Annotated in this window: 13 protein-coding genes; 2 read left to right on the top strand and 11 right to left on the bottom strand. The window is 69.7% G+C overall.

Annotated features, from left to right (window positions below; translation table 11 throughout):
• Window positions 1-114: 114 nt before the first annotated feature.
• The 11 genes from NM961_RS13485 to NM961_RS13435 all read right to left on the bottom strand — a co-directional run bounded on the left by NM961_RS13485 (window position 115) and on the right by NM961_RS13435 (window position 12563).
• Window positions 115-1419 (bottom strand): DUF58 domain-containing protein, encoded by a 1305-nt coding sequence (locus tag NM961_RS13485; protein ID WP_255914917.1) that lies wholly within the window; start codon window positions 1417-1419, stop codon window positions 115-117.
• The gene (locus tag NM961_RS13480) at window positions 1416-2399 is read right to left on the bottom strand and encodes an AAA family ATPase (RefSeq protein WP_255914916.1); all 984 of its coding nucleotides are present in this window, start codon (window positions 2397-2399) and stop codon (window positions 1416-1418) included. Before NM961_RS13480 ends, NM961_RS13485 begins: the two co-directional genes overlap by 4 nt.
• Window positions 2396-3661, bottom strand: a complete 1266-nt coding sequence (locus tag NM961_RS13475) for a DUF4350 domain-containing protein (RefSeq protein WP_255914915.1) — start codon at window positions 3659-3661, stop codon at window positions 2396-2398. The genes NM961_RS13480 and NM961_RS13475 overlap by 4 nt, the downstream gene beginning before the upstream one ends.
• On the bottom strand, window positions 3658-5274 hold the full coding sequence (locus NM961_RS13470; protein WP_255914914.1) for a DUF4129 domain-containing protein: 1617 nt from the start codon (window positions 5272-5274) through the stop codon (window positions 3658-3660). Before NM961_RS13470 ends, NM961_RS13475 begins: the two co-directional genes overlap by 4 nt.
• Complete coding sequence (locus NM961_RS13465; RefSeq protein WP_255914913.1) at window positions 5264-6262, bottom strand: stage II sporulation protein M; 999 nt, start codon at window positions 6260-6262, stop codon at window positions 5264-5266. Before NM961_RS13465 ends, NM961_RS13470 begins: the two co-directional genes overlap by 11 nt.
• A 6-nt stretch (window positions 6263-6268) precedes the next feature.
• Window positions 6269-6955 (bottom strand): RDD family protein, encoded by a 687-nt coding sequence (locus NM961_RS13460; RefSeq protein ID WP_439334215.1) that lies wholly within the window; start codon window positions 6953-6955, stop codon window positions 6269-6271.
• A gap of 14 nt (window positions 6956-6969) precedes the next feature.
• On the bottom strand, window positions 6970-7539 hold the full coding sequence (locus NM961_RS13455; RefSeq protein WP_255914912.1) for an RDD family protein: 570 nt from the start codon (window positions 7537-7539) through the stop codon (window positions 6970-6972).
• A 55-nt stretch (window positions 7540-7594) separates the two neighbouring features.
• Complete coding sequence (locus NM961_RS13450) at window positions 7595-8353, bottom strand: sulfurtransferase (RefSeq protein WP_255914911.1); 759 nt, start codon at window positions 8351-8353, stop codon at window positions 7595-7597.
• A 60-nt stretch (window positions 8354-8413) separates the two neighbouring features.
• Window positions 8414-9703 carry an NCS2 family permease gene (locus NM961_RS13445; RefSeq protein WP_255914910.1) on the bottom strand — a complete coding sequence of 430 codons (1290 nt, stop codon included), beginning with the start codon at window positions 9701-9703 and terminating at the stop codon, window positions 8414-8416.
• Window positions 9704-9855: 152 nt separating this feature from the next.
• Window positions 9856-11811, bottom strand: coding sequence for a reprolysin-like metallopeptidase (locus tag NM961_RS13440; RefSeq protein ID WP_255914909.1), 1956 nt, complete (start codon window positions 11809-11811; stop codon window positions 9856-9858).
• Window positions 11812-12122: 311 nt separating this feature from the next.
• Window positions 12123-12563 (bottom strand): hypothetical protein, encoded by a 441-nt coding sequence (locus NM961_RS13435; RefSeq protein ID WP_255914908.1) that lies wholly within the window; start codon window positions 12561-12563, stop codon window positions 12123-12125.
• 109 nt (window positions 12564-12672) lie between these two features.
• On the opposite strand from NM961_RS13435, the gene NM961_RS13430 reads away from it, so the two are divergent.
• Both NM961_RS13430 and NM961_RS13425 read left to right on the top strand, forming a co-directional pair.
• Window positions 12673-13755 carry a PQQ-dependent sugar dehydrogenase gene (locus NM961_RS13430; RefSeq protein ID WP_255914907.1) on the top strand — a complete coding sequence of 361 codons (1083 nt, stop codon included), beginning with the start codon at window positions 12673-12675 and terminating at the stop codon, window positions 13753-13755.
• Between the two features lie 114 nt (window positions 13756-13869).
• Window positions 13870-14214 (top strand): RidA family protein, encoded by a 345-nt coding sequence (locus tag NM961_RS13425; RefSeq protein ID WP_255914906.1) that lies wholly within the window; start codon window positions 13870-13872, stop codon window positions 14212-14214.
• Window positions 14215-14615 lie beyond the last annotated feature (401 nt).

The raw sequence follows: 14615 nt of genomic DNA, 5'->3' as shown, positions 1-14615 counted from the left end.
ACAGCTGCGCACGCTGGCCCGGCACGCGCTGCGCAGTCCCCGCCGATGCCGCGTTCCGCCGCGGAATGATGCCGCATCCGCGCCAAAGCCGCGTTTCCCGGCCGGCAGCGCCTGCTACAGCCGCGCCGCGCGCTTGACCGCGAGGTAGTGCTGCACCAGCGCCGCGGGCAGCTCCGCACAGGTCACGTCCAGCACGTCGGTGCCCTGCGAGCGCAGCGCCTCGTGGGCGCGGCTGCGCTGTTCGATGTACTGGGCCAGCGCGCCTACGCCGATGGCGTCGGCCAGATCGGTCACCGGCTGTTCCGGCGGCCGCTCCAGCACTTGTTCGCGCAGGCTGGCGACGCAGACCAGATGCCGCTTCTGCAGCTGGCGCACAGCCTGCAGCAATTCGTCGATGTCCTCGTCGCGCACGTTGGTAATCAGCAGCACCAGCGAGCGGCGCTGCTGGCGCAGGCCGAGCTGGGTGGCGGCGTCGAGATAGTCGGTGGCCAGCGGGGCCGCGTGCAGGTCGAACACGCTGTTGAGCAGCGCATCGACCGTGCCCAGGCCGCGCCGCGGCGCGAAATAGCGGCTTTGCCCGCCGGCCGCGAGCAGGCCTACCGCATCGCCCTGGCGCAGGGCGATATAGGCCACCATCAGCGCGGCGTTGAGGCAATGATCGAAATGCGCCAGCGCGCCGTCGCGGGCGAGCATGCGCCGGCCCGTGTCGACCAGCAGCAGCACCTGCTGGTTGCGTTCGATCTGGTAGTCGCGCGAGATCAGCTTGCGCGCGCGCTGGCTCGCCTTCCAGTCGATCTGGCGCAGCGCGTCGCCGTTGCGGTATTCGCGCAGCTGCTGGAATTCGGTGCCTTCGCCGCGGCGCCGCTTGAGATGCGCGCCGACCACGCGCGAGGCGCGCTCGGCGCCGATCAGCGCCAGCTTGGCCAGCGGTGCGAAATTCGGATACACGCGCACCTGCTGCGCCAGCGGCACTTCGCGCTGCAGCCGCCACAGGCGCAGCGGCGAGAACAGGCGCAGCGCGACGCCGTCGAAGCGGAACGCGCCGCGCTCGGTCGGCGTGAGCTGGTAGGACAGTTCCGTCTCCCGCGCCGGCAGCAGCTGCACCTGACGCGGCAGGCCGAACACCGGCCATTCGCCCGGATGCAGGTCGTGCACTTCGGCGCGCAGGCGGCGGCCGCTGAGATTGCGCAGGCGCAGCACCACGCTGCGTTCCACGCCCACCGGCACGATCTGCGGCAGGTCACGGCTGATTTCCGGCAGCGGCGTGCGGCGCAGGGCGAACGCATCGGGCAGGGCCAGCGCCGACAGCGTGCCCACGGCCGCGAGCAGCGCCGCCAGCGGCAACAGCCCGGCCACGCACAGTGCGCCGATCGCGGCGCACAGCAGCAAAGCCAGCAGCAGGGCCGGCGCAGGCCTCATCGGCGCGGCGCTTCCACTTTGGTGAGCAGCGCTTCGAGCACGTCGTCGATGCGGCGGCCCTCGATCTGCATTTCCGGCGCCAGGCTGACGCGGTGGCGCAGACAGGGCTTGGCCACGCCGCGCACATCGTCGGGCGTGACGAAACCGCGGCCGTCCAACACCGCCTGTGCGCGCGCCGCACGCACGATGGCCAGGCTGCCGCGCGGACCGGCGCCCATGCTCAGGCCCGGCCACTCGCGCGTGGCGCGGGTGATGCGCACGGCGTAGTCCAGCACCACCGGGTCGATCGCGACCAGGGCCGTGCCCTGCTGCATGGCGACGATGTCCTCGGGCGTGGCCACCGCGCGCACGCGGCCAAGGTCGAAATCGCTGGCGCTGCGGCCATGGCTAACCGCGGTGACCATGCGCACTTCGTCGCCGAGTTCCGGATAGTTCATCAGGATCTTGACCAGGAAGCGGTCCAGCTGCGCCTCGGGCAGCGGATAGGTGCCTTCCTGCTCGATCGGGTTCTGCGTGGCCACGGTCAGGAACGGCGGCGACAGGCTGAAGCTGCGCGATTCGATAGTGACCTGCTGTTCCTGCATCACTTCCAGCAGCGCAGCCTGGGTCTTGGCCGGGGCGCGGTTGATCTCGTCGGCCAGCAGCAGGTTGGTGAACACCGGACCGCGGCGGATCTTGAAGCTTTCCGTCTTGGGATCGTAGAAGGCGTGGCCGCTGACATCGCTGGGCATCAGGTCCGGCGTGAACTGCACGCGGGCGAAGCTGCATTCCAGCGCTGTGGCCAGGGCGCGCACGAGCAAGGTCTTGCCCAGGCCGGGCACGCCTTCCAGCAGCACATGGCCGCCGGCCAGCAGCGCGATCAGCAGCTGGTCCAGCACTTCCGCCTGGCCGACGAAGGCCTGGGCAATCTGCTGGCGGATCGCGTCGGTGCGCTCGACCAGGGCCGTGCCGGTGATAGCGACAGGAGCTTGCGCGTTCATGTGAGGGCTCGCAATTGCATGAGGGTACGGATACTGACGAGGAAGTGTTCGGGACGGCCCAGATCCTGCGGCTGCAGGGCCTGGCGCACGCGCGCCAGCGGGATCTGGTGGCGCTCGGCCAGGGTCTGCAGCAGGGCTTCGCCGCTGAGCGCCGCGGTGACCGGGTCGCGCCGGCGCAGGCGCTGCTGGAAGGCGCGCAGCACGGCCGCATGCAGGGCCGCGCCGCGGCCGCGGGCGAAGGCGAATTCGCCGGCCGCCTGCACATGCGCCAGCAGCGCGCGCCGGTGCGGCGGCGCCTGCTGCAGCAGCGGCCCCAGGCGCTGGCTGCGCGCCCACAGCCAGGCCAGCAGCGCCAGCAGCAGCGGCAGCAGCACCGGCCAGCCATAGCGCAGCAGCAGCACGTACCAGGGCAGCACGTCGGCGGCATACACCAGGAAGGCGCGGCCTTCGCCCAACGAAGGGCCGATCAGCTGCCAGGCCAGGGCCTGGTAGCCCGGGCTGTCCAGCGCGCTGTTGTGCAGCGGATCGAAGTCCGCCGCCACCAGCACGCTGCCCTCGCCCCAGGGATGACGGCCGAAGATGAAGCCATCATCGCTGTTGCCCCAGAGCCAGTCGAAATCGGTTTCATATTCCGCATCGGTGGTGAAGCGGAATTCGCTGCAGAAGCGGCCACTGCCGGCCTTGTCATTGCCGAAGCTGGCGCCGAACAGGCGGCGCAGCTGTTCCAGCGTCCGGGCGAGATCCTGCGCGTCGGCCTTTGCAGGCGCTGCGCCGGCCGCTTCCTTCGGCGCTTCGGCTGCGTTCTTCCCGCCGCTGCCGGACGTCGCCGCGGCGGCTTCGGACCACTCGTGGCAGCTGAAATGCGACTTCACGCGCAGGCTCAGGGTATCCAGCAGTTCGCCGGAACGGCCTTCGTCGCCGGCGGGCAGGCGGAACAGCAGGTGGCCTCCGCCTTCGACCCAGCTCATGAGCGTCTCGACCTGGGCCGCAGTCAGCGTGCGCACGTCGATGTCCAGCAGCAGCATGTCCTGCGGCGCCAGCGCCATGGCGTCGAAGTTGAGATCCTTGCGGCTGATCGCCTCGACGCCGTAGCCCTGCAGCGTCTTGCGCAGGGCATACAGCGGGTTGTAGCGCGCCTCGCCGCGCGGCGGCAGGTGGAATTCGCGCTCGACCCGGTGGAAGGTAGTGAGGAACCAGGCCACCAGTCCGCCCAGCACCAGCAGGCCCAGGCCGGCGATCAGATAGCGCACGTTGCGCTTCATGCGGCGCCCCGCGGTGCCGACCAGGCGGCCAGCAGCGCTTCCAGCTCGGCCGGCTCCGGCAGCCGGCGCGCGTAGGCGGCGGACTGCCAGGCACGGACTATACGAGTGAACAATTTTGCATAGTCGCCATCATCCAGACGGCGCGCGCGGCGCAGGCATTCGGCCTCGGTCGCACCGGGCGGCAGCGGCAGGCCCAATGCCTCGTCCAGGCGCTGCACCGCGGCGCGGTAGAACAGCGCCAGCGCGGCGCGCTGGCGGCCTTCGCGCCACAGCGCACGCACCGCGGCGGGCAGGTCGTCGGGCAACTGTTCGGGCAGGTCCAGGTCGTGCACCTGCACCGGATCGGGCTGGCGCTCGCGTTCAAAGCGGTCGCTGACCCAGGGCAGCCAGTAGCGGTGGTAACGGATCAGCAGCACCACCAGCACGGCAAGCAGGATCCACAGCGCGTTCTCGAACAGGAAGGCCAGGCCGTTGCCCAGCGGCTTGAGCCACTGCAGCGCCGGCGGCTTGGCGTCGAACCTGGCGGGATCGCGCTCGCGCGGCTCCCACACGACCTGGGTGGTCCTGGGATTGAGATCGCCGTCGGCATAGGCCTTCTTCGCCGCCGCCTCGAAGGCTTCGCCGTCGGGCTGGTACTGACCGCCGAACACGCGGCGCAGGCTGCGCGGCGGCGCATCGGCCAGGTCCTGCTCCGCGCGCTCGGCGGCCATGCCGCCGATGCGGTCCTTGGACGAGTCCTGTGCGCCGGCCTTGGCCAGCTCCTCCAGCAATTGTTCGGCGCCGGGCGGATCCTCGGCCCAGGCCGGCGCCGGCGCGAACGCGGCCAGCACGGCCAGGGCCAGCACCGCCGCGGTCGCGGACAGGCGCTGGGCCAGGCGGCGGAAGGCCAGTTCCACATCCCAGGCTTCCAGCTGGGTGCGCCGGTTGAGGTACTGGCCGAAGCCGGCGCCGACATAGAACGGCTCCATCAGGCTCATGGCCAGCCAGGCGATCAGGTTGAACAGCAGCTTGGCCCACAGCGGCGGTTCCTGGATCAGGTTGTCCCATACGGCCTTGGCCGCGTCGGACATGAATTCCACCGGCACGAACATCAGCCCCAGCAGCACGATGGAGAAGTTCAGCATCAGCTCCATGTTGACCGCGAGCAGCAAGGTCAGCGCCGCGGTGCCGCTGGTGGAGCGCTGCAGCACACGGACACGTTCGCGCCGGCGCGCGCCGCTCAGGCCTTCGAGCAGGTCCACCGGCAGCAGCAGCGAACGGCAGGGATGCAGGCGGCGCCAGGTCAGCCAGGCGAACATGCTGCGCCAGCCCCAGCGCAGCTGGGCGCGCGCGGCCTCGGCCACGCCGGGCGCGGCGCCGAACACTGCGCGCGACAGGATGTACAGCGGCACGCGGTCGAACACGGGCTTGAGCCACCACAGCAGCAGCCCGGCCAGCCACACCTGGCCCAGCAGCAGGCACAGGCCGTTGAGCAACAGCAGCACCGGCAGGGTCACCAGCAGCCAGGCGCCCCAGATGCGGCCCGCATGGCGCCGCACCAGGGCGAAGCCCAGATCGGTCGCCTCCCAGGCCGTACGCGGCCGCAGCGCGACGGTCAGGCCTTCAAGCCGCATGCGCGACTCCGCGACCGCCGCGCCACAGCCACAGCAGTATGCCCAGCCACAGCAGCCCGCCCACGCTGAACTTGACCGCGTCGGGCATCCAGCCGATGGAGGACCAGAACGCCTCGACGAAGGCGGCGAACAGCAGCAGCGCGAACACGCCGAAGATCAGCCGTGCGCCGATCACGCCGGCCTCGACCAGGGCGCGGCCGCGGCTGCGCCGGCCCGGCGCGATCAGGGCGAAGCCCAGCTGCAGGCCGGCGCCGCCGGAAATCACGATGGCCAGCAGCTCCGGCGCGGAATGGCCGACCACGAAGCGCCAGAACGGCCCGCCGTAGCCGATCGCGGTCAGGTGTCCGGCGACGGCGCCTATCATCACCCCGTTCATCACCAGCACGAACATCGAGCCCACGCCGCCGAGCAGGCCGGCGGCGAAGGTGCGGAAGCCGATGCTGATATTGTTCATTATGTAAAAACCGAACATTTTCATGTCACTGCCGCTCTCGCGGCCGAGCTTCTCGCCGACGGTGGCCGGGTTGTACATGGCCTCGTATTCGGCCAGCTGGGCCGGACCGTAGATCGAATGCACCAGCTCGGGGCGGTACTGCAGCAGCACGATCAGGCCGATCAGCGGCAGGAACAGCAGCGCCGCGGCCAGCGCCATCGCGCGCCATTGCTGGCGCACCAGGCGCGGGAACTCGGCACCGAAGAAATTCGCCACTGCCTGCCAGCGCGGCGAGCGCGGCCGGTACAGCACTAAGTGGCCGCGGTGGACCAGTTCCTGCAGCCGCTCGATCAGCACCACGCTGTAGCCGCGGCGGCGCGCCAGGGCCAGGTGCTGGCAGACGCGGCGGTAGGCGGCGGGGAATTCGAGATCGCCGAACACGCCTTCGGCGTCGTGCGCGCGGTCGCGCGGCCGCGGCCGCTGGCGCTGCTTCAGCCATTCGTCCAGGGCGCGCCATTCCGCCTCGTGCCGCTGCTGGAAGACATCCTGTTTCATGCGGCCTCAGTCGCGTCCGAGGAAACTGTTGGCCAGCCCGAGCAGGCGCTGCACCGCGACCGCACCACGCGCCTGGGTCAGCTGCGGCAGCAGTTCGGCCAGTTCTCGCTGGCGTTCCGGGGTGAGCTGGCGCGAGCGCTCGGCGAAGGCGACGATGGCGCCCTGCTCCGCCGCCGGCAGCGGCAGCGGCGAAGGCACCGCCGGCACTACCGGCGCCGCGCTGTGGCCGTGGGCCGGCTCCACATGCACTACCAGGGTGCCGGCGACGATGTCGCCCAGACGCCGGCTGCTGCGGTCGATCAGGCCCGAGACCAGGCCGAAGCCGTACAGGATCGGCAGCATGTCCACGGTGCGCATCAGATTGCGCACGATCGAGGCCACCCAGCCCACCGGCGTGCCGTTGGCATTGACCACGCGCAGGCCCAGGGCCATCTTGCCGGGCGTCTGGCCGTCGCGCAGCACTTCGAACAGCACCGGATAGCCCCAGGTCAGCGAGAACATCAGGATCAGGTTCAGCGCCATGCCGAATTCGCCGGCCAGGGCGAACCCGATCGCGCACACCCACAGCACGCCTATGCGTATGGCCAGGTCGATGACCCAGGCCGCGGCGCGCGGCAGCATGCCGGCGGCGCGCAGGCGCAGGGCGATGCCCTCGGGCGTCTCGACCAGGGTCAGGGTATCGACCAGGGTCACGGGCGCGTTCGTACTCAGACTCTCACCACGATGGTGTCGGCGAAGATGTCGTGCAGGCAGCGCCGCTCGTCGCCGAAGATCATCAGCGAATCGACCAGGAAGATGATCCAGCCGATAAAGGGCAGCGATTGCAGCAGGCCCGACGCCATCACGCGCAGCACGATGATGCGCCACAGCTCGCAGCGGCTGCCGTCGGTGCGCACTATGCGTATGCCGACGATGCGCTTGCCCAGGGTCTGGCCATGGCGATGCAGCAGCACCAGGTTGAAGCCGATGTAGGCGAGAAAACCCAGCAACGCAAGGATCACGCCGGCGGCGCGCGCGCCCTGGCCCGCGTTCTCGAACACCGCGGATACCGCCACCAGCGCGATGGCGAGCACGACGATGAAGACGCTGTCCAGCAGGTAGGCGCCCAGGCGGCTGCCGCGATCGGCCAGCTCCAGGTCCGCCTGCCCGGGCTGTTGCTCGACCTGGGCCAGCGGCGCCGAGTACGGGTTGTAGCTGGGCAGCGGCGGCGGGGACGCGGCCGGCGGAAGCGGCGGCGGTAGCCGGGCGGTTTCCGGCAGCGGCGGCGGTTGCGTCATGCAGTTCCCCTGGCGTCCCTGTTCACCGCGCCACTGTAGCGAGCCGCGCCATCAGTCACAAATCCGCCGCGGCCGGCGCTGCCGCGGCGGCCAGCGGGCTCAGGTCCGGCGCCAGTGCGACGCGCTCGTCGAACACGAAACAATGGCCGCTGTAGCCCAGGCCGCCGATCTGTTCGAAATAGCCCAGGATGCCGCCTTCGAGTTGCAGCGCCTGGGGAAAACCGTTGTCGCGCAGCCATAGCGCGGCCTTCTCGCAGCGTATGCCGCCGGTGCAGAAGCTCACCACGGCCGCATCCGCCAGGGCTTCGCGCTGGGCGTCCATCGCGGCGGGGAAATCGGTGAAGCGGTCTATGGGCAGGGTCAGCGCGCCGGCGAAACTGCCCAGGCGCACTTCCTCGCGGTTGCGCGTATCCAGCAGCACCAGGCGGCGGCCGGCGTCGTCGTGGCCGGCGGCGATCCAGCGCGCGAGCGTCGCGGGATCCACCGCGGGCGCGCGGCCCTGCAGCGGATCGCAGCCGTCGCGGCGGAAACTGATGATTTCAGGCTTGTGCTTGAACTTCAGCCGCGCGAACGGCGGGGTTTCGCTGCGGCTGAATTTCACCGCGATCGCAGCGAAGCGCGCATCGGCGCGCAGCCGGTCGAGGAAGGCGTGTATGCCCGCATCGGCCCCGGCCAGGAAAATATTGATGCCCTCGGCCGCGACCAGCACGGTGCCGCGCAGTGCGTGCTGCCGGGCCACGGGTTGCAGCTGCGCGATGAGCGCCGCCGGGTCGGCGATGGGCGTGAAGTGATAAGCCGCGATATTCAGGATCATGCGGCCATTGTAGCTGCCCGCCCGGGAGCGGCACTGCGGCACGACGCCGCGCGCCGGCGCTCAGACCAGGGCGAACTTGGCCACGAACACCAGCGCGATCGCCGCCACGGCCGGCGGCACTTCGCGCCCGCGTCCGGCCAGCAGCTTGATGCCGGCGTAGCTGATGAATCCGAAGGCGATGCCGTGGGCGATGGAAAACGTCAGCGGCATGGTCAGCGCGCAGATCAGTGCCGGCGCGGTTTCGGTCAGATCGTCCCAGGGCAGCTCGGCCAGACCGCGGCTCATCAGGATCGCCACATAGATCAGCGCCGGCGCCGTGGCGAACGGCGGCACCGTCGCCGCCAGCGGCGAGAAGAACAGCGCGGCGAGGAACAGCAGGGCCACCACCACCGCGGTCAGCCCGGTACGCCCGCCCACGGCGGTGCCGGCGGCGCTTTCGATATAGGCCGTGGTCGAGGACGTGCCCAGCACGGCGCCGGCGGCGATGGCACTGGAATCGGCCAGCAGCGCGCGGCGCAGCCGCGGCAGGCGCCCCTGCGCATCGAGCAGGCCGGCGCGATGGCTGACCCCGACCAGGGTGCCGGTGGCATCGAACAGCTCCACCAGGAAGAACGTGAGCACGACGCTGACCAGCCCCGCCTCCAGCGCCGCCCCTATGTCCAGCTGCAGCAAGGTCGGCGCCAGCGACGGCGGCGGCGCGAACACGCCGGCAAAGCGCGCGTGCCCGCCGAGCACCGCCGCCACAGTTACCGCGAGGATGCCGAGGATAATGCCGCCGCGCACGCGGCGCGCCTCCAGCCCGAGGATCAGCAGCAATCCGCCCACGGCGTACAGCACGCCCGGCGCATGCAGGTCGCCCAGCCCGACCAGCGTCGCCGGATTGGCCACGACCAGTCCCGCGTTCTTGAACCCGATCATGGCCAGGAACAGGCCTATGCCCGCGGAGATAGCCAGCTTGAGCGAGGCCGGAATCGCATGCACCACCCACTCGCGCACGCGCAGCACGCTGACCGCGAGGAACAGGCAGCCGGAAATGAACACCGCCCCCAGCGCCGCCTGCCAGGAAAAGCCCAGCCCCTGCACCACGCCGTAGGCGAAATACGCGTTCAGCCCCATGCCCGGCGCCAGCGCGATGGGGTAGTTGGCATACAGTCCCATCACCGCCGAACCCAGGGCCGCGGCGAGACAGGTCGCGACGAACACCGCCTCGCGCGGCATGCCGGCCGCGGCGAGGATCTCCGGATTGACGAACATGATGTAGGCCATGGCCAGGAATGTGGCCAGCCCCGCCAGACACTCGGTACGCACGTCGCTGCCGCTTTCGCGCAGGTGGAACCAGCGGTCGAGCATGATGGCGTCTCCGGGGTCTGGGGCCTGCCGAGCATAGCCGCGGATGCGCGGGCAAGGAACGCCGCGCGGCGGGATTGGTGATTCGGGATTGGTCAGGCGCGGCGGTGCCGCGCCAAACACCGAATCCCGAATCACCAACCCGAATCCCGGCCCTACAGCTCGAAGCTGTCGTCGAAGATCGCGTCGCTGCCCGGCGTGATCGTGAAATCCGGGGCCGAGACGTTGAAGAAGATATTGCCGATGCAGGAAACGCGCAGACGCGCATGCGTCGTCGCGGTGTTGGGCACGGTGATGCTGGCGCTGCCGGTGTTGGGGAAGGTGCCCAGGTTCTGCGGGAAGGTGAGGCCGCCGTCGCTGGAGAGGTCTATGCCGACCTGGCTGCAGGAGATCGGCGCCGCATTGGTGCCGGCCACGTCCCAGGTCACGTTCTGGCTGCTCAGGCCGGCCCAGTTCACCGCAGTATTGGGGGCATTGACCTTGAACGCGCTGCCGGTCGCCACCGACTGCACGCTCATGTCCGCGCTGCTGCTGGTGCCGCCGCCGGGCACGTTGTCGCGCACGGTGAGGCGGAAATGCAGGGTGCGGTTGGTGGTGGGCAGGATCTCGCCCTTGAGCGTGGTGCCGGCGAGCAGGTTGGACAGGCGCGGGATCACGCGCACGCCGGTCGCGGCCGGAGTGAGCGAACGGATGATGGGACCGGTGCCCGGGTCGTTGGCCAGATTGTTGTTGGTCGCGCCGGTGTCGTTCTGCTCCCAGGCATAGCTCAGCGTGCCGCCGCTGGCGGTGGTGGCCGAGCCGGTCAGCACGAACGGCGTACGCGCCGGGATGATGAAGTTCGACAGCGGCGCAATCACCGGCGCAGCATTGGGATTCGCGGTATTGCCGGCGCAGCCCGCCCCGTCGCCGGCGGTATAGGTGTGGATCTCGCTCAGGCTGCTCGCGGTGAAGTACGGATCGGAATTCGACTGCAGATCGGCCGCACCGCAGATGCCCGCATAGGCCATCACTGTCGAACCGCTGCCGGGCTCGAACGCGGTAGCGCCGTTGCGGTTGCCGCTGCAGAAACTGGTGGTGGAATTGAACGTATGGTCGCCGCCGAACTGGTGACCCATCTCGTGCGCGACGTAGTCGATCCAGAACGCATCGCCGGTGGGATTGCCCGAGCCCGTGGTGCCGTCGCCCTTCCAGCTGTCCTGGCAGACCACGCCCAGGCCGGCGACGCCGCCCGAGCCGGTCGTCAGAACATGGCCTATGTCGTAGCTGCCCACGCCGATGGTGGTGTTCAGGTGACTGGTGTTCATGTCGACGGCAGTGTCGTCGTTCGGGTACGGATCGGTGCCGGCCGAGGGATAGATCAGCTGGTCGTTGTTCGCGTACAGGGTCATGTGGATGGAGAAATCCTGCTCATAGACCTGGTTGACGCGGTTCATGGTCGCGACCACGCCGGCCAGGCCGGTCGCCACGGTGGCGCCGCCCGACGGGCTGATCGCGGCGACATAGGCGCTGTTGGCCGCGACGGCAGCGACGTAGTTGCGCTTGACCGCGCCCGTCACCGTCATGGGCGCGGGCACCGCGCGCAGCGCGGCATCGACGCGGCCCGGTGCCGGACGGCCGTGCACGCCGCAGCGGAAATCCTTGCCCGCCTGCAACTGGCCGCGGGCAAAGCTCATGTACTCGGCGCGGTCGCGGCCCTGGGGCTGCACCATCCATACGCCGTCGCCGGCGAACACCATGGCCTGCAAGCCCAGCGGCGACACGTCGATGCGCGCCTGGGTGCCGTCGGCGGCGACGCCGACATAGCTGCGGATCTGCGGATACTTCGCCGCAAGCTGCGGCGGCATCACGCCGGAATCACTGAGCACGAACTCGTTGAAACCGCCCTGCGGACGCGGCAGCGCCAGCGCCTCGCCCTGGCGCGCGGCACCGTCGAGGAAACGCTGCAGCGCGCCTGCATCCAGCGTCAGCGCGCGGAATTCGCGGGCCGGCGGCGCATCCGCCGCCGGCCGCTGCGCCGCGGCGTCGCTCCAGAAATCCTCGCCCGCGGCGAAGGCCGCCGGCGCCGTCATGGCCAGCAGCAGGGCCGCCGGCAACCCGTGAATCTTGCGCATACAAAAACCCCCGATTGGAAAACAGACCCTCGATGCAAATTTCCCACAACCGCACAGCGCACACGACGGTGCTGCGGGCGCCGCGGCCGTTGCGCGGGAAGCGGCCAGCATGAGCACGCCGGGCAGGGATTTCGCAGGACCACGCGACCGAATCTGCGCTAGGCCCACAGGCGGAAGACGGCGGCGCCGGGAGCCGGGCGCCTGCGCTGACGAATCCGCGCAGCTGCATGACACCAAAATCGAGCGGAAAAAATTTTCATCCCGCGCACTGAAAAACAGCGCCAAATATAAAATTCCACACCGTGCGAAACTCAGTTTTTCCGCACCAGCCTCGCATACAGCCAGCCGGCCAGCACACCGCCCAGCACCAGCGCGGCCAGTCCTCCGGCGCGGCGCGTGGCGAACACCAGCACCTCGATGCCGGCGAGCAGATCGGCGCTGCGCAGCGCCGCGGCCACCGCCGCACCGCCGGCCGGCAGGTACAGCCACTGCCGCGCCGCACCGCGGCCCAGCCAGCCCGCTACGGCGAAAGCCGGCGCCAGCCCGACCAGGCAGATCGCGGCATACAGCGGCATGAAACGGTACAGGTCCTGCAGCGTGGCCGATAGGCGCGTGGCGACCGGAATGTTCAGGCCCAGCCGCTCCAGCTCGTGCAGGTTGAACTGGGTCTGCCAGACCGATCCCCAGACCGCGCAGGCCAGCACGGCCAGGGCGAAGGCACGCAGGCGCGGCAGCCAGGTCGATCGCGTCATCGGTTTTCTCCTGCGGCACGCTTGCGGCCGGCGCAGTGTGCCGCAAGCGCGCCGCGGCGCCCAGGCGCGAGTCTGCTAAGGTCGGCTTCTCTCCGCCCGGAAGCGCGCCATGCGTCCCGCCGCCCTGCTGTTGCTGCTGCTGAGTACCGGCGCCGGCGCTGCCGGCTATCGCGTCGGCACGCTGGCCGCGGGCCTGGATCACCCCTGGTCCCTGGCCAGCCTGCCCGACGGCCGCCTGCTGGTGACCGAACGCGCCGGCCGCCTGCGCCTGATCGAGAACGGGCGTCTCAATCCCGAACCGGTACAGGGCGTGCCGGCCGCGTTCGTGAAAAGCCAGGCCGGCCTGTTCGATGTGCTGCCGGACCGCGATTTCGCCGCCAACCGCACGCTGTACCTGTCCTTCGCCAGCGGCGATGCCCAGGCCAATGCGACCCGCGTCGTGCGCGCACGCCTGGACGGCGCGGCGCTGGCGGATCTCAGGACCCTCTTCACCGCCACGCCGCTCAAGCGCGGCGCCGCCCACTACGGCGCGCGCCTGGCCCAGCTGGCCGACGGCAGCCTGCTGATCGGCCTGGGCGATGGTTTCAGCCAGCGCGAGCAGGCGCAGAACCTGCGCAGCCACCTGGGCAAGATCGTGCGCATCCAGCCCGACGGCAGCGTGCCCGCGGACAATCCGTTCCGCGGCCGCGACGACGCCCTGCCGGAGATCTACAGCTACGGCCACCGCAATGTGCAGGGCCTGCTCTACGACGCCGCATCCGACCGCATCTACGCTCACGAACATGGTCCGCGCGGCGGCGACGAGGTCAACCGCATACGGCCGGGCAGGAACTACGGCTGGCCGCTGGTCACCTACGGCCTGGACTACACCGGCGCACTGGTCTCGCCGTATACCCAGCGCGAAGGCCTGGAACCGCCGCTGCTGCACTGGACGCCGTCGATCGCGCCTTCGGGCATGGTGCTGTACCGCGGCGATGCGTTTCCGCAGTGGCGCGGCAGCCTGATCGTGACCGCGCTTGCGGCGAAACAGGCACGGCGTATTCCGCTGCAGGACGACCAGCCCGGCGCGCAGGAAATCCTGTTCGCCGAACTGGGCAAGCGCCTGCGCGATGTGCGCGTCGCGGCGGACGGCGGGCTGTACCTGCTGGTCGATGCGGACAGTGGCGAGGTGCTGAAGGTCGATCCGCAATAAATCATCGCGACAGATCATCGCGACCATCGCCCATCCGGCCAGCACCCGCTTATGGGCTTGCAGCAGGCGCCGCGACGAGGCCAGATACCCGTTTACCCAGCCGCAGGAACCGCCATGATCCACCGTTTTGAAACCGGCCCGCGCATGTCCGAAGCCGTGGTGCACAACGGCACCGTCTACCTCGCCGGCCAGGTCGCCGACGACGCCAGCGCCGACATCGCCGGCCAGACACGCCAGATCCTCGACGCCATCGATGCCCTGCTCGCCCGCGCCGGCAGCGACAAGTCAAAGATCCTGCGCGCGCAGATCTACCTCACCGACCTGGCCGATTTCGCCGCGATGAACGCGGTATGGGAACAGTGGGTGGTGCCCGGCCACACACCGGCGCGCGCGACGGTGCAGGCGGCGCTGGCCAATCCGCAGTGGAAGATCGAGATTGTGGTTACTGCGGCGGTGTGAGGGACCGGATTCCGAGTCTGGATTCGGACTCGGACTTCGGAATCGGGGTTCGGAATCGGGAACCAAGAGCCAGGAACCAGGGGCTCGGACTCGAATCTGAGCCTGTGGAAAGCCCTCTCCCAAGCGCGTTCACGCGCTTGGGAGAGGGTTGGGTGAGGGGCGACGCACCCGATAACCTCGAAATACAGTTTTCGCCACCAGCCAGCTGGCCAGAGTTTTTTCGCGGCAATCTGGTTTCACGCCGGGATTCGACGTCGCCCCCTCACCCCAACCCTCTCCCCCAAGCAGAGCTTGGGGGAGAGGGAGCTGGCGTTCCCGGGATCGGGGAAACGCTGACAACCATCGCTCGCCAACTGCTACAGCGACAGCCCCTGCCCCTGCACCTGCAACAACAACACCAT

It is taken from the genome of Tahibacter harae, from assembly GCF_024437735.1.
Classification (GTDB): Bacteria; Pseudomonadota; Gammaproteobacteria; order Xanthomonadales; family Rhodanobacteraceae; genus Tahibacter; species Tahibacter harae.
Note: the sequence above shows the minus strand (reverse complement) of the source record. Positions and strands in the feature narration are given on the sequence as shown.